This window comes from Geodermatophilus sp. SYSU D01105 (assembly GCF_054050095.1).
In genome coordinates this window covers 207,273-232,687 of the sequence record NZ_JBJGYR010000006.1, presented here as the reverse complement: position 1 = coordinate 232,687, position 25,415 = coordinate 207,273, and the positions used below count along the sequence as shown (strand labels likewise).

Here is a 25,415-nt window from a genome sequence, read left to right as displayed (position 1 = left end):
GGGGCGCGTTGGTCCACGGACCGGCCCGTCACAGCTAGTAGCCTCCCGATCACGGGGACGTCAGGTCCACCGCGCGCCGCTCGGGTGTCCGGTCGGTGGTCCCCGGTCCAGACGCCGATGACCGGCACCACCGTCGGTCGACCTGGGAGCTGCCATGTCCCGCACCACCCGCCGGCGGAGGCCTGTCCTCGTCCTGCTGGCCCTGCTCGTCCTCGCCGGAGCCGCGCTGTACCTGTGGCCCCGGCCCGACGACGGTGCGGCCGCGGCCGGGTCCGCCGTGGGGGCGGCACCGTCGGCAGCGGCGCCGTCGACCGGCGGGGCGGCCTCGGCCGCGTCGCCCGAGCCGTCGACCGAGCCGTCGACCGAGCCGATCGAGGACGACGCGGCCGAGGCCGCCCCGGTGGTTCCCGATGAGCCGGCAGAGCAGACCCCGCAGACGCAGGAGCCGTCCACCCCCACCACGCCCACCCCGGCCGGGCCGGCCCCGGTGGACGTGGTGCTCACCTACTCGGCCTGGGACCCGTCGGCAGCGGCCGTGGTCGTGGGCGGCTACGCCGACGTCCTCGAGGACGGCGGCACCTGCACCCTCACGCTGACGCGCGGCGACGTCGTCCTGACCGGGGAGTCCAGTGCCAGCGCCGACGTGACCACCACCAGCTGCGGCGAGCTGCGCGTGTCCGACGGCGCGCTGAGCTCAGGCCCCTGGCAGGCCGTGGTGTCCTACCGCTCGGCCGGGTACGAGGGGCAGTCCGACGCCGGTGAGGTGGTCGTGCCGTGAGGCTGCGCCTCCGCCTGGCCACCGCTTCCCTGTTCGTCCTCGGCCTGGCGTTCGTGTTCGCCGTCGGTTCCTCGCCGCAGCAACCGGACCTGACCGAGTCCGCGAACCTCGGCCTCTTCGACCCAGGCAACATCATCAGCGACGGGGTCTTCTACAACTCCTCGACGATGAGCACCGCGGAGGTCCAGTCCTTCCTGCAGACCAAGGGAAGTGGCTGCTCGGGCAGCTACTGCCTGAAGAGCTACCGCCAGGACACCTGGACGCGCGCCAAGGACAGCTTCTGTGCCGGCTACCAGGGCGTGGCCGGCGAGACGGCCGCGAAGATCCTGTCCAAGGTGGCGCGCTCGTGCGGGGTCAACCCGCAGGCGCTGCTGGTGATCCTGCAGAAGGAGCAGTCGCTGGTCACCGCGACGGCGCCCACGAGCGCCCGGCTGCGCAGCGCGATGGGCTACGGCTGCCCGGACACGGCGCCGTGTGACGCCCAGTACTACGGCTTCTACAACCAGGTCTTCAGTGCTGCCCACCGGTTCAAGGAGTACCGCGCCAACCCATCGCGGTGGAACCACCGGGCCGGCGTGACCGTGAACGTCCGCTACCACCCCAACGCCGCCTGCGGGACCCTGCCGGTCTACATCCAGAACCAGGCGACGGCGGGGCTGTACAACTACACCCCCTACACGCCCAACAAGGCAGCCCTGGCCGCCGGGTACGGCGAGGGCGACGCGTGCTCCGCCTACGGCAACCGGAACTTCTTCCAGTACTTCGTCGACTGGTTCGGCAGCACCCAGTCCTCGGGCGGTGCGGCCATCGTGGAGAAGTACGACTCCCTCAAGGCCTCCGGCGTCGACCTGGCCGGCGCCACGTCCGAGGTGACCTGCACCCTGCCCTACGGCGGGTGCTGGCAGGCATACCAGGGCGGCACGATCTTCTGGCACCGCGACAGCGGCGCCCACGTCGTCCGGGGCGCGATCCTCGAGCACTACCTGAAGCTCGGTGGTCCCTCGAACATCGGCTACCCCGTCGGTGACGACACGGCAGCGCCGTGGAACTCCGGCTGGTACACCGACTTCCAGGGCGGGTCGATCTACTGGTCGACATCCACCGGGGCCCACGACGTGCGGGGTGCCATTCGCGACAAGTGGCGGTCCTGGGGAGCTCAAGCCGGAGCTCTCGGATATCCCACGGGGAACGACACCAGACTCTCCGGCGGCTACCGGAGCGACTTCCAGGGCGGCTCGGTCTACTGGTCGTCCAGCACGGGAGCCCACGTGATCCGTGGGGCCATCCGCGACACGTACCTGCGGGTCGGTGCGGAGCGGTCGCTCGGCTTCCCGAGCAGCGACGACGGGCCGACCCGTGCGGGTGACGGCGCCTACTCGACCTTCAGCGGCGGGGCCATCTACTGGTCGCCGTCCACCGGGGCGCGCGTGCTCCGCGCCGGGATCCTGCAGCGGTGGCGAGAGCTCGGCGCGGAGACAGGTGCACTGGGATACCCGATCGCCAACCAGGGAGCGACGCCGGGTGCCTCGGGGACGTATGCGCGCTTCGAGGGCGGCTCGATCTACTGGTCGCAGGCGACCGGGACCCGCGTGCTCAAGGGAGCGATCCTCGATCGCTACGTCGCACACGGCGGCCCCGAGGTGCTCGGGTTCCCGATGGCCGACGACGCGGCCGTGACCGGCGGCGGCCGCGCGGTGCGGTTGCAGGGTGGTGCCATCTACTGGTCCACCAAGACCGGTGCGCAGGTGGTCCGCGGTGCGATCCTCGAGCGGTATCTCGCAGCTGGCGCGCAGGCCGGCGAGTTCGGGTTCCCGACGGCCTCCTACGCCAACACGCCGGGCGTCGTGGAGGGGAAGACCACCCAGTTCCAAGGCGGGACGTTCTTCTGGTCGAAGGACACCGGCGCTCGAGTGCTCCGGGGCGCCATCCTCGAGCGCTACCAGCGCTTCGGGGGGTCGCGGGTCCTCGGTCTGCCGACGACCGACGACGTGCCCGCCGCCCGAGGTGGGGCGCGGGCCTCGCTGCAGGGCGGGGTCATCTACTGGTCGTCCTCGACCGGTGCCCACGTCGTGCGCGGAGCGGTCCTGCAACGCTGGCGGGCGTGGGGTGGGGCCGGTGGAGAGCTGGGCTATCCGACGGCCTCCTACAGCAACACCCCGGGTGTTGCCGGCGGAAAGACCGGCCAGTTCGAGGGAGGGTCGGTCTTCTGGTCCGAGGACACCGGCGCCCGGGTCCTGCGCGGGGCCATCCTCGAGCGGTATCTGAGCCACGGCGGGTCGGAGGTGCTCGGCCTGCCGACCACGGACGACGTGCCCGCCGCCCGAGGTGGGGCGCGGGCCTCGCTGCAGGGCGGGGTCATCTACTGGTCGTCCTCGACCGGTGCCCACGTCGTGCGCGGAGCGGTCCTGCAACGCTGGCGGGCACTGGGTGGGGCCGGTGGAGAGCTGGGCTATCCGACGGCCTCCTACAGCAACACCCCGGGTGTCGTCGGTGGGAAGGCGAATCAGTTCTCAGGTGGATCGATCTTCTGGTCCAGAGACACCGGGGCCCGGGTGTTGAGGGGCGCGGTCCTCGAGCGCTACGTGGCCGCCGGCGGGCCGCGCGTGCTCGGCTTCCCGACCACCGACGACGTGGCGGCGGGCAGCGGGCGGAAGGTCACCCTGACCGGCGGTGCCATCTACTGGTCGCAGGCGACCGGGGCGCAGGTCGTCCTGGGCGCCGCCGCGACGGAGTACGCCCGGTTGGGAGCGGAGGCCTCCTACCTCGGGTTCCCCGTGTCCTCGACGACGGTCAGCGGCAACGAGGCGCGCACCGAGTTCCAGGGCGGCTACATCCTCGTCGACCAGGAGGGGCGGCCGACCGCCCACCGCAACTCCTGACCGCCCGCCCCGTGGCGCCCGCCCGGCTCACCCCGAGCCGGACGGGCGCCACGGGCGTTCCCTGGGTCGTCGTCCTCCCCTCGGCCGGGGTCGCAGCAGGAGCAGGCGGGCGGGTGTGACGGATGGGGTCCCGTGCCGGTCTGGATCCGGCCCTCGCAGGGGGACACGGTTATGCTGCTGTTATCGACACCGGCCGTGGGGCGTGCAGCGCAGCCGTGGCCGGTGGGTGGTCCGTGTCCGGCGAGACGCCGCGGAGCACGGGCCCGTCATGCCGTCGTCCTGAGGACTGCAGATCTCAATGACCACCACTTCCGCCGAGCCCACCACCGGCGGCGAGGCCCCCACGTTGGACCTCGCCAGCCTGGCGCAGCGGGTGCTGACCCTGCCCCCGGCCCTGGGTCTGCCGGTCGAGCTGTACGCCAAGGAGGTGCAGGGGCGGGTCCACCTCGAGCGGACCTCGTTCACCCTCGACTCGCACTCGGCGCTCACCACCAACACCTACTTCGGCCGGGTGCCCGCCTCCTACTGGCAGCGCTGGACGGGCGTCACCGAGATGACGTTCGAGGCGGAGTTCACCGGCGAGGGTGTCGTCGAGCTGTTCGCCAGCGACTTCAGCGGCGAGAGCCGGACCGTGGGCGGCCAGGAGCTGCGCGGCTCGGGCCGGGTCGCGCTCCCCGTCGCGGTCGACAAGTTCGTCGACGGAGGGGCCATCTGGGCCGACTTCCGGTCCGGCGAGGGCAGCCTCACGATCACGTCGGCGCGGTGGACGATCCCGCACCCGCCGCGGCCGCGGAAGACCGCCGTCGTGATCTGCACGCACAACCGCCCCGACGACTGCATCAAGACCCTCCAGTCGATCGCCGCGGACCTCCCGGCCCTCGACGAGCTGGACACCGTCTACGTCGTCGACCAGGGCGACAAGCGCGTCTCCGCGCACCCCGGCTTCGAGCAGGTCTCCGCGGCCCTGACCGGCCGGCTGCGCTACATCACCCAGGCCAACCTGGGCGGCGCCGGCGGGTTCACCCGGGGCATGTACGAGATCGCCGAGGTCCAGGCCGAGCAGCACGCCAACGTCCTGTTCATGGACGACGACATCATCCTCGAGCCCGAGTCGATCATCCGGCTGACCGCGTTCGCCAACTCGGCGCGGCAGCCGATCATCGTGGGCGCCCAGATGCTCTACGCCCTGCACCCCAAGCGGCTGCACACCGGGGCGGAGTACGCCGACCTGAACACCCTCGAGGCGGGCAAGGTCGTGAGCGGCGCGCTCTGGAACGAGGACATGACCGAGGAGAACCAGGAGCGCCGCGTGGACGCGGTGTACAACGCCTGGTGGAGCGCCATCCTCCCCTCGGAGATCGTCTCGGCCACCGGTTACCCCCTGCCCGTGTTCTTCCAGTGGGACGACATCGAGTACGGCTACCGGGCCCGGGAGAACGGCTTCACCACCGTCACCCTGCCCGGCGCCGGCGTCTGGCACGCGGACTTCACCTGGAAGGACCAGGACGACTGGGCGCGGTACTTCAGCGTCCGCAACGGCCTGATCACCGCCGCCCTGCACTCCGACTTCTCCGGCAAGGGCCTGGGCCGGGTGCTCTTCGGCCGGATCACGGCCTTCGTCGCGGCGATGCAGTACGGCCTGGCCGCCACGGTCATCAAGGGCATCGACGACTTCCTCGCCGGTCCCGAGCTGCTGCGCGACGGCGGCCAGAAGGCCCTCAGCGAGGTGCGTGAGCTGCGCAAGGCCTACCCGGAGACCGTGCGACACTCCGCCTCCGACGTCCCCGGCATGTCGCTGCGCGGCGAGCACACCGAGCGCGCCCTGCCGCACCCGTCGATGCTCAAGGCCGTGCTGGCCAAGCGCCTCCTCAAGCAGCTCACCGGTCGCACCACCGGGGCGGCGGCGGTCACCCTCGAGGACTCGCACTGGTGGCACGTCTCCCGGTTCACGAAGGTCGTCGTGACCGACGCCTCCCAGGAGGGCGTGCGGATCCGGCAGTTCGACCGGGACACCGGTCTGCGGCTCCTCCGCGAGGGCGCGGCGGCCTGCTACCGGCTGGCCCGTCAGGGCCCGGCCGTGGCCGCCCGCTACCGCGAGGCGCTGCCCGAGCTGACCAGCCGGGAGAACTGGCGGCGGTTGTTCGACGGCGGGACCGAGTAGGCGCCGGCATGTCGACGAGCGGCACCACGAGCACGGCCACGGCCCCGGAGACCCCGCCGCACGTCCGGCCCCCCGGCCGCGACTTCCGCTCCGCCTTCCAAGACCTCGGCCGCGGCTGGTCGCAGCGGGAGCTGTGGCTGCAGCTGGGCTGGCAGGACATCCGCCAGCGTTACCGGCGCTCGGTCCTGGGCCCGATGTGGATCACCATCAGCATGGCGGTCACGGCCATCGCGCTCGGCATCCTGTACTCGGGGCTGTTCGGCATCGAGCTGGCGACCCTGCTGCCGCACGTCCTCGTCGGGATGATCGTCTGGGGCTTCATCTCCGGGTGCATCGCCGAGGGGTCGGAGGTGTTCGTCGCCAACTCGGGGCTGATCACCCACCTGCCGGCACCCATCAGCATCCACGTGTACCGGCTGGTGTGGCGGCAGACGCTGTTCTTCGTCCACAACCTGATCGTCTACGCGGTCATGCTCGTGGTGTTCCCGCAGCCGCTGCGGTGGACCGACCTGTCGGCCTTCCTGGCCTTCGGGCTGCTGATCGTCAACGGCATGTGGGTGGCGCTGCTCATCGGCATCGTCAGCACCCGGTTCCGCGACCTGCCGCCGGTGACGCAGAGCGTCGTGCAGCTGCTGTTCTTCCTGACCCCGATCGTCTGGATGTACGACGTCCTGCTGGAGAACCCGGCCGTCGCCGAGCGGGCCCGCCTCGTGGAGCTCAACCCGCTGTTCCACTTCGTGGAGATCATCCGCCGGCCGATGCTGGGCCAGGACCAGGAGTGGCGCACCTGGTTCATCGTCATCGGGATCGCCGTGGTCGGCTGGGCCCTGACCTTGCTGGTCATGCGTCGCTATCGCAGCCGCGTCGCGTACTGGGTCTGAGGAGGACGCCACCATGGTCAGCATCGACGTCCGCGACGCGAGCGTGGACTTCCCCATCTTCGACGCGAAGTCCCGGTCGCTGAAGCACACCGTGCTCGGCGTCGTCGGCGGCAACGTTGCGGCCAACGAGCGCAAGGTCGTCGTCATCGAGGCCCTGCGGAACATCAACCTGCACCTCCAGGAGGGCGACCGGCTGGCGCTCGTCGGCCACAACGGCGCCGGCAAGTCCACGCTGCTGCGGCTGCTGTCGGGGATCTACGAGCCCACCGGCGGCCAGGCGCTGGTCAACGGGCGGGTCGCCCCGGTGTTCGACCTGGGCGTGGGGATGGACCCGGAGATCTCCGGGCTGGAGAACATCATCGTCCGGGGCCTGTTCCTCGGGATGTCCCGCAAGCAGATGGAGGCCCGCGTCGACGACATCGCCGAGTTCACCGAGCTCGGCAACTTCCTGAACATGCCGCTGCGCACCTACTCCACCGGCATGCGGGTGCGGCTGGCCCTGGGCGTCGTCACCAGCATCGACCCGGAGATCCTGCTGCTCGACGAGGGCATCGGCGCGGTCGACGCGGCCTTCCTCGAGCGGGCCAAGGGCCGGCTGAAGGACCTCGTGGACCGTGCCGGGCTCCTGGTCTTCGCCTCACACTCCAACGACCTGCTCCAGCAGTTGTGCACCTCGGCGCTGTGGATGGAGCACGGCACCATCCGCCAGCAGGGCCCGCTCGACGAGGTCCTCGACGCCTACAAGGGCCGCGAGCACGCGCCCTCGGGGGGCTGAGTGACCGCGGGGGGACGGCGCGCCGGGGGACCGGACACCGACCGGGTCGTGGCGGTCATCGTCACCCGGCACCGGCCCGAGTCGCTGGCGGAGGCGCTGAAGGCCCTCGCCGTCCAGACCCGGCCGGTCGACTCCGTGGTCGTCGTCGACAACGGGCCCGACCAGCCGGCCGAGGAGGTCGTCCGGGCCAGCGAGCTTCCGCACACCTACCTGCTCTCGCAGGCCAACCTCGGCGGGGCGGGCGGCTTCGCCCTCGGCATGCTCACCGCCCTCGCCGAGGGTGCCGACTGGGTCTGGTGCGCCGACGACGACGGCCGCCCCGCGGACGAGCACGTCCTGGCCACCCTGCTCGCCGTCGCGCGGGAGCGGGGCCTGGCCGAGGTGTCGCCGGCGGTCGCGGACATCGACGCGCCGGAGAGCTTCGCCTTCCCCGTGCGGACCGGGCTGCGGTGGAAGGGGGAGCGGTCCGGCCTCGGCGAGGAGGACTTCCTGCCGGGCTACGCGTCGCTGTTCAACGGCGCGCTGTTCGCCGCCGGCACGCTGAGCCGGGTCGGCGTCCCGGACCTGCGGCTGTTCGCCCGCGGCGACGAGACCGAGATCCACCGCCGCCTCGTGCGCGCGGGACTGCCCTTCGGCACCGCGCTGCGCGCGGTCTACCTGCACCCCAACGGCCGGGACGAGTTCCAGCCGATCCTCGGTGGCCGGCTCTCGGCGCAGTACCCCGAGTCCGCCTGGAAGCGGTTCTACACCTACCGCAACCGCGGCTACCTGATGCGCCAGCCGGGGATGCGCTGGCTGTTCCCCCTGGAGCTGGTCCGCTTCACCTGGTTCTTCCTGGTCACGCGACGGGACCCGGCAGGGTGGCGCGAGTGGCTGCGGCTGGTGCGCGCCGGCCGGCGGGAGCGTTTCACCCCCGCCGCCTGAGGCCCCGGACCCCGCACCGACACGGTCGGCGCGGGGTCGCGGCCCCCGCAGAGGCCCTTCCTCAGTCCTCCAGGCGGCCGTCGAGCGAACCCCCGCGGTCGAAGTAGGGGCGGATCCGGTTGTCGAACATGGTCAGCGCGGAGCCGATGGCCATGTGCATGTCCAGGTACTTGTAGGTCCCCAGCCGGCCCCCGAACAGGACGTGCTTCTCCGCGGCCTCCTTCTTCGCCAGCTCGCGGTAGCGGTCCAGCTTGGCGCGGTCCTCGGGGGTGTTGATCGGGTAGTAGGGCTCGTCGCCGGTCTGCGCGAACCGCGAGTACTCGCGGACGACCACGGTCTTGTCCGTGGGGTAGTCGCGCTCCGGGTGGAAGTGCCGGAACTCGTGGATCCGGGTGTAGGGCACGTCCTCGTCGGCGTAGTTCATGACCGACGTCCCCTGGAAGTCGCCGATCGGCAGGACCTCGGTCTCGAAGTCCAGCGTCCGCCAGCCGAGCTCGCCGGCCTCGTAGCCGAAGTACTTGTCGATCGGCCCGGTGAAGACCGTCGGGACGTCCTGGGGCAGGTCGTCCCGGACGTCGAAGTAGTCGGTGGACAGCCGCACCTCGATGTTCGGGTGGTCGGCCATCCGGGTCAGCCAGGCGGTGTAGCCGTCGGCCGGCAGGCCCTCGTAGGTGTCGTTGAAGTACCGGTTGTCGAAGGTGTACCGGACCGGGAGGCGGGCGATGACCGCGGCCGGCAGCTCGGTCGGGTCGGTCTGCCACTGCTTCTTGGTGTACCCGCGGATGAAGGCCTCGTAGAGGGGGCGGCCGATCAGCGAGATCGCCTTCTCCTCCAGGTTGGCGGCCTCGGCGGTGTCGATCTCGCCGGACTGCTCGGCGACGAGGGCCCGGGCCTCCTCGGGGGAGAAGCTGCGGCCGAAGTACTGGCAGATCGTGGCCAGGTTGATCGGCAGCGAGTAGGTCTTCCCGTCGTAGATGCTGAACACCCGGTGCTGGTAGTTCGTGAACTCGGTGAACTGGTTCACGTACTCCCACACCCGCTGGTTGGAGGTGTGGAACAGGTGGGCGCCGTAGACGTGCACCTCGATCCCGGTCTCCGGCTCCGGCGCGGAGTAGGCGTTGCCCCCGATGTGGTCGCGCCGGTCGAGGACGAGGACCCGCTTGTCCAGCTGGCTGGCCACCCGCTCGGCGACCGTGAGGCCGAAGAACCCGGAGCCGACGACGACGAGATCAGGACTGGGTGAAGTCACGCCTCGCGACTGTACCGGCGGACGGTGCGCCGACCGGCCCGCGGCGGGGGTCAGCGGGGCCCGTGCGACGGACGCGTCCGCCGCCGTCCCGACCGTCCCGCGCGTCCGGGGACCTCGCCCCCGGCGGCCGCGTCCCCGTGCTGCCACGGGCCCGGGGGAGGGGACTCTAGGGTGCTCGACGTGAGTCCACGCTCGGGAGCCGAGACCCTGCGGGTGGTCGTGGTGACCTACTCGCCCGGAGAGGCCCTCGAGGGCTTCCTCGACTCCCTGGCGGAGGCGACGACGCGGCCGCTCGAGGTGGTGCTGGCCGACAACGGCTCCACCGACGGGGCCCCGGAGCGGGCGGTGGAGCGCCACCCGGGGGTCCGGCTGCTGCGCACGGGGGGCAACGTCGGCTACGGCGCGGCGGTCAACGTGGCCCTGGCCGGCCTGACCGAGGGCCACGCGATCGTGGCCAACCCCGACGTCCGGTTCGCCCGCGGCGCGATCGACGAGCTGCTCGCGGTCGCCGCGCGCTGGCCCCGGGCCGGCACGGTCGGGCCGGCGATCCTCACCCCGGCCGGCGACCTCTACCCGTCGGCGCGGGACCTGCCGCGGCTGTCCACCGGCGCCGGGCACGCGCTGCTCGGCTGGGTCTGGCCCGGCAACCCCTGGACGGCGAGCTACCGCCGCGAACGCGAGGCGCCGCAGGAGCGACCGGCCGGGTGGCTGTCCGGGTCGTGCCTGCTCGTGGACCTCGAGGCGTTCTGGTCGGTCGGGGGCTTCGACCCCGGCTACTTCATGTACTTCGAGGACGTCGACCTCGCCGAGCGGATGGGCCGGCGGGGATGGCTGCACGTCTACGCGCCGTCGGCCGTCGTCGTGCACGAGGGCGGGCACAGCACCCGGCGGGAACCCGGGCGGATGCTGCGGGTGCACCACGAGAGCGCGCTGCGCTACATGTCCCGGCAGTACCCGGGCTGGCGGTACGCGCCCCTGCGGCTCCTGCTGCGGGCCGGGCTGTCGGCGCGGCTGCTCCTCTCGCACGTCAACGGCCGGATCGCCAGCGGGGCGACCTTCGTGCGCCGGCTGGACCCCCCGGAGTTGCCCGGCCGGGCGGAGCGCCGGTGAGGCACGCGGTCGTCATGGCCGGGGGCTCGGGCACCCGGCTGTGGCCGCTGTCCCGTGCCGGGCGGCCCAAGCAGTTGCTCGACGTCGTCGCCGGGGAGGACGGGTCGACGCACAGCCTGCTCGCCGAGGCGTTCGGCCGGCTGGAGGCGGTGCTGCCGGCCGAGCGCATCTGGGTCTGCACCGCCGCCCGGTACGGCGACCAGGTGCGCGCCGCACTCCCGCGGCTGCGCCCGGACCGGCTGGTGCTCGAGCCGGTCGCCCGCGACACCGCCAACGCCGTCGGCCTGGCCGCGGCGCTGGTCGCCGAGGTCGACCCCGACGCCGAGCTCGCCGTCGTCAGCGCCGACCACGTCATCCGGCCGGTCGCGCGGTTCGCCGCGGCGCTGGAGACCGCCTACGCCGCCCTGGCCGCCCGGCCCCACGCGCTGGTCACCCTCGGCATCCGGCCCACCGCGCCGGCGACCGGGTTCGGGTGGGTCCAGAAGGGCGCGGCCACCGACGTCCCCGGGGTCGCCGAGGCCGCGGCGTTCCGCGAGAAGCCCGACCGCGCCACCGCCGAGGAGTACCTGTCCTCGGGGCGGTACCTGTGGAACTCGGGCATGTTCGTCTGGCGGGCGCGGACGGTGCTCGACGCCCTCGCCGAGCACCTGCCCGAGACCGCCGACGGGCTCGCCCGCGTCCTCGCCGTCCCCGCCGGGGCGCCGCGGGACGCCGTCCTGGCCGAGGTGTTCCCCACGCTGCCGAGGACCAGCGTCGACTACGCCGTCCTGGAGCCGGCGGCCACCGAGCCCGGCCGGGTGCTGGTCGCCGACCTCGACGTCGACTGGCTCGACCTCGGCTCGTGGCCGGCGCTGGCCGCCACGCTCGAGAGGGTGGGGGAGAACGCGGTCCGCGGGCTGGCCGTGGCCCTCGACAGCGCGGGCAACATCGTCGTCAGCGACGACCCCGACCACCTGGTCGCCCTCGTCGGGGTGCGCGACAGCGTCGTCGTCCACACCGCCGACGCCACGATGGTCTGCCCGGTGGCCGACGCCGAGCGGGTCAAGGAGCTCCTGGCGGTGGTGGAGGAGCGACACGGGTCCCGGTTCAGCTGAAGCCCTGGCTAGCCTGCCGGTCATGAAGGACTTCGACGTCGCCGCTGTCGTCTCCGGAGGGGCCTCCGGCCTCGGGGAGGCCACGGTGCGGGCCCTGACCGCGCGGGGCGCGGCCGTGACCATCCTCGACCTGCAGGAGGACAAGGGCGAGAAGCTCGCTGCCGAGCTCGGCGGGCACACCACCTTCGTCCGGACCGACGTCACCGACCCCGCATCGGTGGAGGCGGCGGTCGCCGAGGCCACCGGCAAGGACCGGCCGCTGCGGATCGCGGTCAACTGCGCCGGCATCGGCTGGGCGCAGCGCACGGTGGGCAAGGGCAACGTGCCCCACGACTTCGACCCGTTCGTCCGCACCGTGATGGTCAACCTGGTCGGCACCTTCAACGTGCTGCGGCTGGCCGCGGCCGCGATGGCCGCCACCGAGCCGGGGGAGGACGGTGAGCGCGGCGTGGTCGTCAACACCGCCTCGATCGCCGCCTACGACGGGCAGATCGGGCAGATCGCCTACTCCGCATCCAAGGGCGGCATCGTCGGCATGACCCTGCCCGCGGCGCGCGACCTGGCCGGCGTCGGGGTGCGCGTGTGCACCATCGCCCCGGGGCTGGTGGACACCCCGCTGCTGGGCAGCCTGCCCGAGGAGGCGCGCCACAGCCTGTCGGCGGGCATACCCTTCCCGAAGCGCCTGGGGCGACCCTCGGACTTCGCCGAGCTGGCCCTGGACATCGTCGAGCACGGCTACCTGAACGGCGAGGTCATCCGGATGGACGGCGCACTCCGGATGGCGCCCCGCTGAGTCCCTCTTCCCCGGGGAGCACCACCTGAGCACCACCACCCTCGACGTCCCGGTCTTCGAGGACGTCTGGCGGCCGGACTGGCCGCTGGACGTCCGCCGGGCCCTCTTCCCGCACCAGCGCAGCGCGAGCGACCCGACCCTGCGGCACACCGACGGCGCCACCTGGCGCACGGTCAGCACGCCCGACGGGGCGGCCACCGTGCGCATCTCCGTCTGCGCCGGCGAGGTCCGGGTCGCCGCCTGGGGGCCGGGGGCGGAGCGGGCCGGGACGGCGGTCCCGTCGTGGCTGGGCGCCGACGACCGGCCCGACGAGTTCGACCCCGGCGGCCACCCGCTGCTGTCCCGGCTGCACCGGACCACGCCCTGGCTCCGGCTGGGCAGCACCGGCCGCACCTGGGACGCGCTGGTTCCCGCCGTCCTCGAGCAGAAGGTCACCGTCGTCGAGGCGCACCGCGTCTGGCGGGCGCTGCTGCGGCTGGCCGGCGAGCCGGCCCCCGGCCCCGCGCCGGAGGGGATGCGGGTGATCCCCACACCGCGGCGGCTGCTGGACGTCACCGACTGGGAGTGGCACCGGTGCGGCCTGGACGGCGCCCGTCGCCGGGCGCTGCGTGCGGTCGCCGGCGTCGCCTCGCGCCTGGAGCCCGATCACGCCCCGGACTCACCGACCCTGCAGCGCAAGATGCGCACCGTGCCGGGCATCGGCGTCTGGACGGCGGCCGAGGTGGTGCAGCGGGTGTTCGGCTGTCCGGACACGGTCAGCTACGGCGACTACCACCTGAAGAACCAGGTGGGGTTCGCGCTGACCGGCGCGGCCCGGACCGACGACGACGGGATGATGGCGCTGCTGGAGCCGTGGCGCGGGCAGCGGCAGCGGGTGGTGCGGCTGCTGCTGGCCGGGGGAGCGGCGCGGGCGCCGCGGTTCGGTCCGCGCAACGCCCCGACCGACCACCGCCGCATCTGACGAGGACGCCGACAAGGACGCCGAGAAGGACTCCGAGGAGGACCCCGCTCCCCACTCGCAGGCTCCCGGCGGGGCCCTGCAGGGACCGGCCGGACTAGGTCAGCGGGTCGTCCAGCAGCCGCAGCAGGTAGTCGCCGTAGCCGCTCTTGCCGAGCGGTTCCGCGGCGCGGCGCAGGCCGTCGTCGTCCAGCCAGCCCTGCCGCCAGGCGACCTCCTCGATGCACCCGATCTTGAGCCCCTGCCGCTCCTCGACCACGGAGACGAACTCGGTGGCCTGCCGCAGCGAGGTGAAGGTGCCGGTGTCGAGCCAGGCGGTGCCGCGGTCGAGCGCGGTGACGGTGAGCTTCCCCGCACGCAGGTAGTGCTCGTTGACGGCGGTGATCTCCAGCTCGCCCCGGGCGCTGGGGGTGATGCCCCTCGCGACCTCGACGACGTCACCGGCGTAGAAGTACAGCCCCGGCACGGCGTAGGAGCTCTTGGGCCGGGCCGGCTTCTCCTCGATGGACAGGACCCGGCCCTCGGCGTCGAACTCCACGACGCCGTAGTCCTGCGGGTTGGCCACGTGGTAGGCGAAGACGTGCCCGCCCTCGGGCTCCGGCAGTCGGCCCAGCGCCGTGCCCAGCCCCGCGCCGTAGAAGATGTTGTCACCCAGCACCAGGGCCACCGACTCGCCGCCGATGAACTCCGCGCCGATGAGGAAGGCCTGGGCCAGCCCCTCGGGCCGGGGCTGGACGGCGTACTCGATGCGCATCCCCAGCCGGCTGCCGTCGCCGAGCAGGTGCCGGAAGGCCTCCTGGTCGCCGGGCGTGGTGATCACCAGCACCTCCCGGACGCCGGCCATCATCAGCGTCGAGAGCGGGTAGTACACCATCGGCTTGTCGTAGACCGGCATCAGCTGCTTGCTGACCGCCTGGGTGATCGGGAACAGGCGGCTGCCGGTGCCCCCGGCCAGGATGATCCCCCGCATGATTGCGAACGCTACCGGCGGGCCGCGGTCACGACGCCGGCGAACCGAGCCACAACCTCCCGACGAGTGAGGTCCCCCCGGGCGTGCCGACCGGCTCCCAGCGGGTCGTCCAACCCTCGGCGTGCAGTTGCACGATGACCGCGCCGACGAGCGCGCCCACGTTCAGTGCGCTGGTCGTGGTGGCCCGGTCCGGCAGGTGGACGTCGACCACGCCGTCGTCCTCCCCGCCGTAGCGCAGGACCACGGGGAACTCCGGCAGCGCGGCGACCGCGACCCGGAACGCCTCCCTGACCGCGTCGAGGTCTCCCGGGCGCGGCACCAGGTCCTCGCCCGGGGCGCGGCTGGGCACCAGGTCCCGGCTCCCGTACGGGAAGAGGTCGCCGGGGCCGAGCCGGACCAGCGGGCGGGTGCCGGCGTCGTCCTCCGGGGGCTGGAACCGCAGCCCGCGGACGACGGCGACCGGGATGCCCCCGAGCTTGCCCTTGACCAGGTCCGCGGCGGAGGCCAGCTCGTCGACGACCGCGACCTGCGTGGTCTCCAGCCGGTTGCCGTGCGCGTCGACGTCCCCGCGGTGGTCGGTGAGCGCGGAGATCCCGGCCGAGCCCACCGCCACGTCGGTGAGCCCCTCCCGCCAGGTCCGGCCGAAGGTGTCACTGACGATGACCGCCACCTCGACCCCCAGCAGCTCCCGCAGCCGGCCGCGGAGGGCCCGCGCCGAGGCGTCGGCGTCCTCGGGGAGGAGGACGAGGGCGTCACCGGGCACGTTCGAGGCGTCGATGCCCGCCGCGGCCACCACCCAGCCCTGCGGCGTCTCGACGATCTTCAGCGGTCCCCGGCGGGCCACCACCCGCACCGTCTCGGCGTCGATGGCCCGCTGCCGGGCGGCCTCCCGGTCGGCGCCGGGCTCGACCCGCACCAGCCGCCCCTCCACCTTGGAGACGACCTTGGAGGTCACGACGACGACGTCGCCGTCGGCCAGCCACGGCGCCGCGCCGGCCACCGCCGCGGCCAGGTCGTCGCCGGGCGAGAACTCGGGCAGCCCGCGGACGGGCAGGACCGTCAGGCCGTCCCGGGGCTCACGCACCCGGCCCCCCGGCAGGGTCCCGCTGCGAGCTCGCGAGTGGCGGGGGGCCGGGGGATCCTCCCAGGGCCGCGTCCAGTGCGGCGCGGGCGAGCGCGGTCGTTGCCTCCGGCTCGGTCATGAGCAGCGGCACGCTGCGGACGTCGACCCCGGGCACCTCGGCGACGTCGCCGGTGTGCACGAGCCACGCGTCGAGCAGACCGCCGTCGGCCCGGGCCCCGTAGTGCCGCCCGACGCCCTCGGCGCTGACCTCCACGCCGACGACCGGCAGGCACCGGTCGGCCATCCCGCGGACCGCCGCGCCGGACACGATCGGCGAGACCCCGACCACGCGGCCCGGGGTGGCCAGCAGCGCCGCCCGCAGCCCGGGGACGCCGAGGACGGTGCCGATCGACACGACCGGGTTGGACGGCGCGAGCAGCACCGCGTCGGCCGCCGCGAACGCCTCGGCCACCCCGGGCGCCGGTCGGGCGGCGTCCACGCCGACCTGGACGAACGCCGAGGCCTCGAGCGCGGCCCGGTGGCGCACCCACCACTCCTGGAAGTGGATGGCCTGCTGCCGGCCGCTGTCCGGGTCGGTCACGACGACGTGGGTCTCCACCCGCTGGTCGCTCATCGGCAGCAGCTCCACGCCGGGCTGCCAGCGGTCGCTCAGCGCCGCGGTCACCTGGGACAGCGGGTAGCCGGCGTCGAGCATGCGGGTGCGGACCAGGTGGGTGGCGAGGTCCCGGTCGCCGAGGCCGAACCAGGTCGGCTCGGCGCCGTAGGCGGCCAGCTCCTCCTTCACCGTCCAGGACTCCCCGGCACGACCCCAGCCGCGCTCGGGGTCGATGCCCCCGCCGAGGGTGTACATCACCGTGTCCAGGTCCGGACAGATCCGCAGGCCGTGCATCGTCACGTCGTCCCCGGTGTTGACGACGGCGGTGATGCGGGCGCCGGGGACGGCGGCCCGGACACCGGCGAGGAACCGGGCCCCGCCGACCCCTCCGGCGAGCACGACGATCTGCACGAAAGTCATCGTGCCCGATGGGCAGTTGTCGACTGTTTGGCGGGCGTGTCGAAGGGTGGGACGAGAAGTGACGAACACCCCGTGACGGATGGGGCTGGTGTGGCGAGCCGCTTACACCGAGCGAAGTTGACGACTACGCAACGACACGCGTGTAATTCCCGCGGTGTCATCGAGTGCTGAGCGGCCCGGGAACGTCCCGCGGAGCGCACTTCGGGACGACAGCGAGAGGGGACGCATCGTCATGGCAGAGATCTCGTGGCTGAGCGACTACGTCAGCGCGTCGGAGCGCAACGCCGACGGGGGGACGGGCGCGGGCGGCCAGGTCTTCGCCGGCCTGTGGAGCATGGGGCTGGAAGCCGATGCGCAGTCGTGGCAGGAGCGCGCGCTGTGCGCCGAGACCGACCCCGAGGCGTTCTTCCCGGAGAAGGGTGGTTCCACCCGCGAGGCCAAGAAGATCTGCACCGGCTGCGAGGTCAAGGCCGAGTGCCTCGAGTACGCCCTGGCCAACGACGAGCGCTTCGGCATCTGGGGCGGGCTCTCCGAGCGTGAGCGCCGGCGCCTGCGCCGCCGGGCGGTCTGACGGACGACCCCGTCCTCCCCACCCGCTCGCGGACCCGGGGCGGGACCCGCGACGGGGCCACGCACACAGCGCGGTGTGACACCAGCCCAGGGCTGTCCCACAGCCGCCGACGGATCACCGTCGGCGGCTGTGGTGCTATTCGGGGCGTGACGGCACGGGGGACGAGCACGCGGGTGGCCGCCGGACGGGCCGAGGTCGTCCGGGAGCTCCGCGCGGCCGGACCCCTGCTGGCCCGGGTCCGCGCGCCCGTCCCCGCCCGCCCGCCCTGGCTGACCGCCGTGCTCAACGTGCAGGCCCCGCAGCGCTGGGCCGGTGTGCGGCCGGTGGCCGTCGTCGTGGAACGGCCCGGCGCCGGCGCGGCGGGGGAGACGGCGGCCCTGGCCGCGCTCGTCCTGCGCGGCCGCGGCCCCCGCGTGGAGGTCACGCTGCTCGGGGCCGGCGCGACCCCCGTGCCACCAGGGGCGGCTCCGGCCCGCCTGCCCGTGGCGGACGACGCAGCCGCGGCGGAACTGGCCGCCGGCGTCCTGGACCTGCTCGCGCGCCTGCGCCGGCCGTGGACCCTCCGCCTGACCGGCCTGCCGCTCGGCGACCCCACGACACGCGCGCTGCGCCGGCTGCGACCCGAGACCGCGTTCGCCACCACCCGCAGCGCCGCCCTCGTCGACGCCCTGTCCGAGGTGGGCCCGGTGTGCCGCAGCCGCGACCCGCGCGAGGTCGAGCGGTGGCTGCCGCAGCTGCTGGCCCGCGAGCCCGACCCCCGGGCCCGGCTCCTCCTGCGGGCGGCGGCCCGGCTGCACGCCGCGATAGGGCAGCTGGAGGTCGCGGTGTTCGCCGATGGCGACCGGCTGCGGGCGGGGCTGCTCACCCTCGACGACGGCCTCGAGCGCCGTCCGTGGTGGGGCTTCTCCGACGTCGGCGGGCTCCGGCGGGAGATGGGCGCGCCGCTGGTGACCGTGACCCTCGACGGCGGGCGGTTGACCGAGCGGCTCAGCCGCCGTAGCCGACGACGTTGAGCCCCGGCTCGTCGACCGTCGCCGCCCGGTCGGTGCCGAGGAAGAGGGTGCCCTCGGCGGCCGCGCGGCCGTCGCGCACCGGCTCCGCGGGGGAGACGGTCACGGTCAGCTCGTAGACCCGCCCGGTGTAGGTGGGCGCGGTGCCGATCGGGCGGGTGTAGGTCGGGAACCGGCCGGTCAGCCGCACGTCGTCGCCGTCGCGGGTCACGGTCAGCGCCGGTGAGGGCAGGTCGGCGTACTCCGTCCGTGACCGCACGCAGCCGGCGGCCTGCGGGTCGGCCGGCGCCTCGTCGGTCATGCAGTTCCACGTCGGCAGCCGCACGTGCGCCAGCGCCACGGCCTCCCCTCCGGCGCCGGCGGCCGTCACGCTCACCGAGGGGTGGGCCACGGTCACGCCGACGGCGTGCTCCTCGACGACGATGCCCCCGAAGGCCAGCGTCGCGGTCACGCCGTCGTCCCCGAGGGGGATCGACCGGCTGGCCAGCGCGCCCGCGCCGCTCTCCCCGGGCAGCGGGTCCGACGGGACGCCGGGCAGCTCCGGCAGGGGCTCGGCCGTCGTCGGGGCGGCGGTCGGCGAGGGCACCGGCGCGGGGGAGGGCACGGGGTCCGGCCGGTCGGGGTCCCCGCGCACGACGCCGGCCAGCAGCGCCAGGGTGGCGACGAGCACCAGCGCTCCGGCGGCCATCCCGGACACGGCCCGCCCGGCGCCGGTCGCGTCCCGCGTCGGGGGAGGCGCCACGGGCGAGGGCGGCGGCGCGGGCCCCGGAGCCGCCGGCGTGCCGGGTGGCGCGTCCAGGAAGCCGGGCAGGTCGTCGTGGGGGTAGCGGCTCTGCGGACGCCCGGGAGGCGGCGGCTCCGCAACCGGGGTGGACGGCGCCGGCGCCCGGCCGCGGCGGCCGCGCAGCTCCACCGCGACGAGTCCCGCCAGCGCGAGCAGCGCCGCGCCCAGCACGAACCAGGGCACGGCGGCCGGCGCGGAGGAGTCCATCCCGGCAAGCATCGCAGGGGCCCGCGGACCCCCCGGGATGCCGACCGGCCGGGCCCGCGCACCCCCGTGCGCGGCGGGGGAGGGGCTGGGACGATCCCTCCGATGAGCAGCAGCAGCGGGGCGACGGCCGACGGTGCGGCGCGGGAGAGGGTGAGCGCGCTGCTCGCCGAGCTGGGGGTCGACCAGCCGCTCATCGGCGCCACCGACCTCTCCGCCTCGCTGGGCGTGGTGCGGGGCGTGCTGGCCGACCGGGTGGTCGACCTCGCGGTCACCGAGAGCGGGCGTCGGCGGCTGCGGGCGGAGCTGCGGGGCCGCCGCTGGGCGGAGGAGCGGCAGATCGGCGTCCCCGAGGTCGTGGCCGCCGCGGACGACGGCCGGTGGCTGCTCTCGGGGCGGGTCCACCCCGTGCCGACCGGTGGACCGCGGTGGACCGAGGCCGCGGTCGACGCCGCCGTCCGCATCGCGCCGCTGCCCGGGCCGTCGGGCAGCCCGTGGCAGCCGCCGGCCCGCCCCGCGCTGCGCCGGGCCCGGGCCACGGTCGGCGATGCCGGGCGGCTGGTGCGGGGCGGGATCCGGCTCGGGGAGCTGCGCACGGTGCGGGCCGCGGCCGCCCAGCTGCCGTTGTCGGAGGTCTCGCACGGGGACTACCGGGCCGCCAACGCCGTCCTCGACGACCAGGGGCGGATGGTGGTGCTCGAGTGGACCGGCGTGCGCCCGGGCCCGCGGCACCGGGACCTGCTGACCCTGTGGGCGAGCACCGTGGGTGACGAGGACCGGGCGCGGATCGCCCGGGTGGTCCTCGACCGGACCGCGGGGTGGGAGGAGCCCGACGTGGGGCTGCTGTGGCACGCGGTCGCCCTCGAGCAGCTGGTCGGGCGGATCACCCGGTCCGACCGCGGTGACGGGCTGGACCTCGCGTTCTGCCGGGCGCGACTGGCCGACGCGCGGGGCATCGCCACCGAGCTCGGCAGCCCGGTGGCGACGTGATGGAGCGGAGCGGCCCCCTGCGGGGGCCCGCCGCGAGCTCGCGAGCGGGGCAGGGGGTCCTTGCTCAGCCGGTGGGGTCGATCTCCTCGGGGTCCCGGCCGAGCAGCACGGCGACCTGGTCGACGACGACGTCGCGCACCAGGTCGGCGAGGTCGTCGCGGTCGTGCGCCCGCAGCTCCAGCGGCCGCCGGTAGACCACGATGCGCGGGGCCACCTCGCGGCCGTTCTCGCGGTGGGCGGGCAGCACGCGCGCCAGCGGGACGCTGCCGTCGTCGAGCACGTCGGCGTCCAGGACGACCTCGTCGGGGCTGGTGTGCTCCACCCACGGGACGTCCTCGACGGCGAACTCCACGCCGGCCAGCTCCTTCTCCCACCGGCGCTCGAGGTCCTCCACCGCGTCGAGGACGAGGTCGTCGAACTGCTCGGCGCGGCTGCGGGCCAGCGGGACGCCGTCGGGGACCAGGCGCCCGCGCAGTCCGCGACCGTGCCGGTCGCGGCGGGAACGGGCGGGTCGGCTCATGGCGAGTGCGAGCGTACGGCCGGGCACGCCGGCGCGCCCTCCCCGGGAGCGTTCCCGGTCCCACCGGGGAGCCCCCGCCGACGGCGCCTGCCGGGGCCGCCGTGACCGTCGTGCAGGATGTGGCTCCTGCTCCGCCGGCACCCGAGAAACCCGGTGCGCCTGATGCCAACCGACCGGCTACGCGTCTACTGTGCGGTTCGTGAGGAACCGGTGGTGAGGCAGTCACGTCGCTGCTCGCGCAGCGGCTGCGCGCAACCGGCGGCAGCGACCTTGACCTACGTGTACGCGGAGTCGACCGCTGTCGTCGGCCCGTTGGCGACGTTCTCGGAGCCGCACAGCTACGACCTGTGCGAGTTCCACGCGGAGCGGCTGACCGTGCCCCGCGGCTGGGAGGTCGTACGCCACGAGATCGATCTCGAGGACTCCGGCCCGACCGGCGACGACCTGCTGGCCCTGGCCGACGCCGTCCGCGAGGCGGCCCGGCCCGAGCCCCCGCGCAACCCGGCCGACGACGGCAGCGGCACCCGCCGCGGCCACCTGCGGGTGCTCCCCGACATCACCTGAGAGGGGACCCCCGTCCTCCCCACCCCCCCCCGCGCACGCTCGGGACGGGACACGGCGGGGCCGGGGAGCGGGCCACGCTGCGCCGGCCGGCGGGCGCGTCGTTAAGGTCGCTCGCGTGGCGGACCTCTCCTCGATCATCAAGGCGTACGACGTCCGGGGCGTCGTACCCGACGAGTGGGACGAGGACGTCGCCCGGCGGATCGGTGCCGCCTTCGCCGAGTTCGTGGCCCTGGAGAGCGGCGCGACGGCCATCGTCACCGCGCACGACATGCGCGACTCGTCGGTGCCGCTGTCGCGGGCCTTCGCCGAGGGGGCGCTGCGCCGGGGCGTCGACGTGCTGGAGGCCGGGCTCGGGTCCACCGACATGCTGTACTTCGCCGCCGGCTCGCTCGGCGTCCCCGGCGCGATGTTCACCGCCAGCCACAACCCGGCCCGGTACAACGGCATCAAGCTCTGCCGTGCCGGCGCCGTCCCCGTGGGTCAGGAGTCGGGGCTGGGCACCATCCGCCAGTGGGCCGAGCGGGACGCCTACGACCGCGTCCCCGACCGGACGGCCTCCATCGCCCAGCGCGACGTCCTCGCCGAGTACGCCGCGTACCTGCGCTCGCTGGTCGACCTGTCGGGCATCCGGCCGTTGCGGGTCGTCGTGGACGCCGGCAACGGGATGGGCGGTCACACCGTGCCGGTGGTCCTCGCCGACCTGCCGGTGGAGGTCGTGCCGCTGTACTTCGAGCTCGACGGGTCCTTCCCCCACCACGAGGCCAACCCGTTGGACCCGGCCAACCTCGTCGACCTCCAGGCCGAGGTCCGCCGCACCGGCGCCGACATCGGCCTGGCCTTCGACGGCGACGCCGACCGGGTGTTCGTCGTGGACGAGCGGGGAGAGCCGGTCAGCCCCTCCGCGATCACCGCGCTGGTCGCCGTCCGGGAGCTGGCCAAGGGGCACGGGACGACGATCATCCACAACCTGATCACCTCCCGGGCGGTCCCCGAGATCGTCCGGGAGCACGGCGGCGAGCCGGTGCGCACCCGGGTCGGTCACTCGTTCGTCAAGGCGGAGATGGCCCGCACGGACGCCGTCTTCGGCGGCGAGCACTCCGCCCACTACTACTTCCGGGACTTCTGGCGCGCCGACACGGGCATGCTCGCCGCCATGCACGTCCTCGCCGCGCTGGGGGAGCAGAGCCGGCCCCTGTCGGAGCTGACCGCCGGCTACAGCCGCTACGCCGCCTCCGGCGAGATCAACTCGACCGTGGACGACGGCGCCGGCCGGGTGAAGGCCGTCCGCGAGGCGTTCGAGGGTGAGGACGGCGTGACCGTCGACGAGCTCGACGGGCTGACCGTCGACCTCTCCGACGGGTCCTGGTTCAACCTCCGGGTGAGCAACACCGAGCCGCTGCTGCGGCTGAACGTGGAGGCCCCAGACGCAGCCCGGATGGCCGAGCTGCGGGACCGAGTGCTGGAGATGGTGCGCGCATGACCCGACCCCACGAGGACGCTCCGCCGTCGCTCCCCGTCTCCGCGGGCGCCCCGGCATGACGGCCCCGAGTGGGCCGCTGGGGCTGGACCCGGCGCTGCTGGAGATCCTCGCCTGCCCCGACACCCACCACAGCCCGCTGACGGTGGACGAGGCGGCCGGCGAGCTGCTGTGCACGACGTGCGACCGGGCCTTCCCGGTGCGCGACGGCATCCCCGTGCTGCTGCTGGACGAGGCGCGGCACCGGGGTGGCGGGTCCACCCCATGACCTCGCCCGAGCTCGCCGAGGAGGTCCTCGACGACCTCGACGTGCTGCGCGCCCGGGACCCGCGTGGCCTGCTCCCGGCGGTCGCTGGTGCCGGGGCGCAGGTGCGCGAGACCGCCCGGCTGACCGAGGAGGCGGGCCTGGAGCGGGTCACCGCCGGCGGCCGGCCGCGCGGGCTGGTCATCGTGGCCCGGCGCGAGGGCGCGGTCGCCGCCCAGGTGCTCCGGGCGCTGCTCGGGCCCTCCAGCCCGGTCACCGTGGACGTCGTCCCCGGCCCCGACCTGCCGGTGTGGACCGGGCCGAGCGACATCGCCGTCGTCGCCACCCGGACCGGTGCCGGCCGGTACGCCGTCACGCCGGCCTACGAGGCCGCCCGCCGGGGCGTGACGCTCCTGGGCATCGGGGCGGAGGACGCGCCCCTGCGCGCGGCCTGCTCCACCGCCCGGGCGCCCTACGTCCCGCTCCCGCGCTCGCGCGTGCGGCACACGACGCTGTGGTCGCTGCTCACGCCGCTGCTCAAGCTGGCCACCGACCTGGAGCTGGTCTCACCCGCCACGGCCGACCTGGCGGCGGTGGCCGACGCGCTCGACGAGGTCGCCGGCGAGTGCGGACCGGCGCAGGAGTCGTTCGTCAACCCGGCCAAGACCCTCGCGCTGGAACTACTCGACGCCCTGCCGGTCATCGCCGCCGAGGGGCCCCTGGCCGGCGCCGCGGCCACCCGGATCGCCGACCAGCTGGCGACCCTCGCCGGTCTGCCGGTCACCACCTTCCGCATGCCCGACCAGCGGGTCGCCGCCTGCGCGGTGCTCGGCGGACCGCTGGCCCCGCAGGGTGGCGAGGACGACTTCTTCCGGGACCGCGCCGAGGACACCGGCCGTCGGCTCCGGCTGCTCACCGTCCGCGACACCCACGCCGGTGAGCACGACGGTGCCGGGGAGCGGGAGCCGCGCTCGGCCCGCGAGGCGCTGCAGGAGACCCTGCGGACGGCGGCGTCGGCCAACGTGCCGGTGAGTGGGCTGGCCGAGCACGGCGACCCCGAGCGCTACGGCCGGATGCCGCGGCTGGCCCGCCAGCTGGCCGTGGCCGACTTCACCGCCGTCTACCTGGCGCTCGCGCTGGACTCCGAGCGGGCTGCCCACCCGTGAGCCCGCGGCCGGGGTCGTCCACCGGCCCATCGGGCTCGCAGCCGACCGGGGTCGTCCCGCGTCGGGCGACGCCCGGGCCGCTCCAGGCGGTGGTTCGACGTGCGCGGCCGGGTACTCCCGCCCGGAGGGTCGGGCGGGGAACGGCGCACCGTACGGCCGGACAGACCACGATCAGCCAGACAGCACCCGGGTGCTGACCGACCGGAAGGACGTCCCGTGGCGGGTGGACTCGTAGCCCTGTTCGACGACGTGGCGACGCTGGCGAAGGCCGCGGCCGCCTCCGTCGACGACATCGGTGCCGCTGCTGGGCGGGCCAGCGCGAAGGCCGCCGGCGTGGTCGTCGACGACACCGCCGTCACGCCGCAGTACGTGCACGGCCTGGCCGCCGAGCGCGAGATCCCGATCATCAAGCGCATCGCCAAGGGCTCGCTGCGCAACAAGCTGCTGATCCTGCTCCCGGCGGTGCTGCTGCTCAGCCAGTTCCTGCCCTGGCTGCTCACCCCGATCCTCATGATCGGCGGCGCCTACCTCTGCTACGAGGGAGCGGAGAAGGTCTGGCACAAGATCCGCGGCCACGACGACGCCCACGGCGAGGACGAGGCGGCACTCCCGGACGAGGACACCATCGTCTCCGGCGCCGTGCGCACCGACTTCATCCTGTCCGCCGAGATCATGGTGATCTCGCTGAACGAGGTGGTCGACCAGCCGTTCCTGTCCCGCGCGGTCATCCTCGCGGTCGTCGCGATCGCGATCACCGTCCTCGTGTACGGCGTCGTCGGTCTCATCGTGAAGATGGACGACGCCGGGCTGCGCCTGTCGGAGCAGCCCGGGAAGGCCGTGGCCTCGCTCGGCCACGGGATGGTCAAGGCGATGCCGCGCCTGCTCGCCGTGATCACCGTCGTCGGCACCGCGGCGATGCTGTGGGTGGGCGGTCACATCCTGCTGGTGGGCACCGACGAACTGGGCCTGCACGTCCTGTACGAGACCGTGCACCACTGGGAGGAGGCGGCGCACGAGGCGACCGGGGCACTCGGCGGGGTCGTGGGCTGGCTGGTCAACACACTGGCCAGCGCGGCCCTGGGCCTCGTCGTCGGCGCGGTGGTCGTGGCCGTCCTGAGCGTCACCCTCCACCGGCGCAAGGCCCGGGCCGCGAGCGGGACCGACTCCCACTGAGAGGACCCCGTCCCCACCCCTCGCCGGCTCGGGGTGGGACC

General features: G+C 74.2%; 24 protein-coding genes. 18 read left to right on the top strand and 6 right to left on the bottom strand.

The window, feature by feature from the left end:
* Positions 1 to 154: 154 nt before the first annotated feature.
* From ACI79I_RS07975 to glfT1, 6 genes are all read left to right on the top strand, one after another.
* On the top strand, positions 155 to 778 hold the full coding sequence (locus tag ACI79I_RS07975; RefSeq protein ID WP_456991775.1) for a hypothetical protein: 624 nt from the start codon (positions 155 to 157) through the stop codon (positions 776 to 778).
* Entirely contained in the window at positions 775 to 3,657 is a 2,883-nt protein-coding gene (locus ACI79I_RS07970; protein WP_456991774.1) for an LGFP repeat-containing protein, read from the top strand. Before ACI79I_RS07975 ends, ACI79I_RS07970 begins: the two co-directional genes overlap by 4 nt.
* A 298-nt stretch (positions 3,658 to 3,955) precedes the next feature.
* Entirely contained in the window at positions 3,956 to 5,818 is a 1,863-nt protein-coding gene (locus ACI79I_RS07965; protein WP_456991773.1) for a glycosyltransferase, read from the top strand.
* A gap of 8 nt (positions 5,819 to 5,826) precedes the next feature.
* Positions 5,827 to 6,699 (top strand): galactan export ABC transporter permease subunit Wzm/RfbD, encoded by an 873-nt coding sequence (gene wzm / locus ACI79I_RS07960; RefSeq protein WP_456991772.1) that lies wholly within the window; start codon positions 5,827 to 5,829, stop codon positions 6,697 to 6,699.
* A gap of 13 nt (positions 6,700 to 6,712) precedes the next feature.
* Entirely contained in the window at positions 6,713 to 7,474 is a 762-nt protein-coding gene (gene wzt / locus ACI79I_RS07955) for a galactan export ABC transporter ATP-binding subunit Wzt/RfbE (protein ID WP_456991771.1), read from the top strand.
* Between the two features lie 48 nt (positions 7,475 to 7,522).
* On the top strand, positions 7,523 to 8,398 hold the full coding sequence (gene glfT1, locus ACI79I_RS07950; protein ID WP_456991770.1) for a galactofuranosyltransferase GlfT1: 876 nt from the start codon (positions 7,523 to 7,525) through the stop codon (positions 8,396 to 8,398).
* Positions 8,399 to 8,459: 61 nt separating this feature from the next.
* On the opposite strand, the gene glf is transcribed toward glfT1, so the two are convergent.
* The gene (glf, locus tag ACI79I_RS07945) at positions 8,460 to 9,647 is read right to left on the bottom strand and encodes a UDP-galactopyranose mutase (protein ID WP_456991768.1); all 1,188 of its coding nucleotides are present in this window, start codon (positions 9,645 to 9,647) and stop codon (positions 8,460 to 8,462) included.
* A 180-nt stretch (positions 9,648 to 9,827) separates the two neighbouring features.
* On the opposite strand from glf, the gene ACI79I_RS07940 reads away from it, so the two are divergent.
* From ACI79I_RS07940 to ACI79I_RS07925, 4 genes are all read left to right on the top strand, one after another.
* Positions 9,828 to 10,757, top strand: coding sequence for a glycosyltransferase family 2 protein (locus tag ACI79I_RS07940; protein ID WP_456991766.1), 930 nt, complete (start codon positions 9,828 to 9,830; stop codon positions 10,755 to 10,757).
* Entirely contained in the window at positions 10,754 to 11,851 is a 1,098-nt protein-coding gene (locus ACI79I_RS07935) for a mannose-1-phosphate guanylyltransferase (protein ID WP_456991765.1), read from the top strand. Before ACI79I_RS07940 ends, ACI79I_RS07935 begins: the two co-directional genes overlap by 4 nt.
* Positions 11,852 to 11,873: 22 nt before the next feature.
* A complete protein-coding gene (locus ACI79I_RS07930; protein WP_456991763.1) occupies positions 11,874 to 12,644 on the top strand; it encodes an SDR family NAD(P)-dependent oxidoreductase in 771 nt (256 codons plus the stop codon).
* Positions 12,645 to 12,843: 199 nt separating this feature from the next.
* Positions 12,844 to 13,605: a DNA-3-methyladenine glycosylase family protein gene (locus ACI79I_RS07925; protein WP_456991761.1), complete on the top strand. Its 762-nt coding sequence runs from the start codon at positions 12,844 to 12,846 to the stop codon at positions 13,603 to 13,605.
* Positions 13,606 to 13,699: 94 nt separating this feature from the next.
* Here the strand turns inward: ACI79I_RS07925 and rfbA are convergent, their stop codons facing one another.
* From rfbA to cofD, 3 genes are read right to left on the bottom strand one after another with little or no spacing between them, the layout of a single operon-like run.
* Entirely contained in the window at positions 13,700 to 14,572 is an 873-nt protein-coding gene (rfbA, locus tag ACI79I_RS07920; protein WP_456991760.1) for a glucose-1-phosphate thymidylyltransferase RfbA, read from the bottom strand.
* Between the two features lie 28 nt (positions 14,573 to 14,600).
* Entirely contained in the window at positions 14,601 to 15,656 is a 1,056-nt protein-coding gene (locus ACI79I_RS07915) for a coenzyme F420-0:L-glutamate ligase (RefSeq protein WP_456991759.1), read from the bottom strand.
* Positions 15,649 to 16,662, bottom strand: coding sequence for a 2-phospho-L-lactate transferase (gene cofD, locus ACI79I_RS07910; protein ID WP_456991758.1), 1,014 nt, complete (start codon positions 16,660 to 16,662; stop codon positions 15,649 to 15,651). Before cofD ends, ACI79I_RS07915 begins: the two co-directional genes overlap by 8 nt.
* A gap of 343 nt (positions 16,663 to 17,005) precedes the next feature.
* Between cofD and ACI79I_RS07905 the strand changes: the two genes are divergently transcribed.
* The gene (locus ACI79I_RS07905; RefSeq protein ID WP_456946961.1) at positions 17,006 to 17,242 is read left to right on the top strand and encodes a WhiB family transcriptional regulator; all 237 of its coding nucleotides are present in this window, start codon (positions 17,006 to 17,008) and stop codon (positions 17,240 to 17,242) included.
* Positions 17,243 to 17,415: 173 nt separating this feature from the next.
* Positions 17,416 to 18,255, top strand: coding sequence for a hypothetical protein (locus ACI79I_RS07900; protein ID WP_456991757.1), 840 nt, complete (start codon positions 17,416 to 17,418; stop codon positions 18,253 to 18,255).
* Here ACI79I_RS07900 and ACI79I_RS07895 read toward each other — a convergent pair.
* Positions 18,230 to 19,243: a hypothetical protein gene (locus tag ACI79I_RS07895; protein ID WP_456991756.1), complete on the bottom strand. Its 1,014-nt coding sequence runs from the start codon at positions 19,241 to 19,243 to the stop codon at positions 18,230 to 18,232. The genes ACI79I_RS07900 and ACI79I_RS07895 overlap by 26 nt on opposite strands.
* Before the next feature lie 102 nt (positions 19,244 to 19,345).
* On the opposite strand from ACI79I_RS07895, the gene ACI79I_RS07890 reads away from it, so the two are divergent.
* Positions 19,346 to 20,230, top strand: coding sequence for a phosphotransferase (locus tag ACI79I_RS07890; protein WP_456991755.1), 885 nt, complete (start codon positions 19,346 to 19,348; stop codon positions 20,228 to 20,230).
* Positions 20,231 to 20,294: 64 nt separating this feature from the next.
* Here ACI79I_RS07890 and ACI79I_RS07885 read toward each other — a convergent pair whose 3' ends face one another.
* Entirely contained in the window at positions 20,295 to 20,750 is a 456-nt protein-coding gene (locus ACI79I_RS07885) for a metallopeptidase family protein (protein ID WP_456908418.1), read from the bottom strand.
* A 162-nt stretch (positions 20,751 to 20,912) separates the two neighbouring features.
* Here ACI79I_RS07885 and ACI79I_RS07880 point away from each other — a divergent pair, with 162 nt between their 5' ends.
* The 5 genes from ACI79I_RS07880 to ACI79I_RS07860 all read left to right on the top strand — a co-directional run bounded on the left by ACI79I_RS07880 (position 20,913) and on the right by ACI79I_RS07860 (position 25,374).
* On the top strand, positions 20,913 to 21,314 hold the full coding sequence (locus ACI79I_RS07880) for a DUF3499 domain-containing protein (RefSeq protein WP_456991783.1): 402 nt from the start codon (positions 20,913 to 20,915) through the stop codon (positions 21,312 to 21,314).
* Between the two features lie 115 nt (positions 21,315 to 21,429).
* Positions 21,430 to 22,794, top strand: a complete 1,365-nt coding sequence (locus ACI79I_RS07875; RefSeq protein WP_456991754.1) for a phosphomannomutase/phosphoglucomutase — start codon at positions 21,430 to 21,432, stop codon at positions 22,792 to 22,794.
* A gap of 55 nt (positions 22,795 to 22,849) precedes the next feature.
* On the top strand, positions 22,850 to 23,059 hold the full coding sequence (locus tag ACI79I_RS07870; RefSeq protein WP_456946901.1) for a Trm112 family protein: 210 nt from the start codon (positions 22,850 to 22,852) through the stop codon (positions 23,057 to 23,059).
* A complete protein-coding gene (locus ACI79I_RS07865; RefSeq protein WP_456991753.1) occupies positions 23,056 to 24,201 on the top strand; it encodes an SIS domain-containing protein in 1,146 nt (381 codons plus the stop codon). The genes ACI79I_RS07870 and ACI79I_RS07865 overlap by 4 nt, the downstream gene beginning before the upstream one ends.
* Positions 24,202 to 24,417: 216 nt before the next feature.
* The gene (locus tag ACI79I_RS07860; RefSeq protein WP_456991752.1) at positions 24,418 to 25,374 is read left to right on the top strand and encodes a DUF808 domain-containing protein; all 957 of its coding nucleotides are present in this window, start codon (positions 24,418 to 24,420) and stop codon (positions 25,372 to 25,374) included.
* Positions 25,375 to 25,415: the final 41 nt, after the last annotated feature.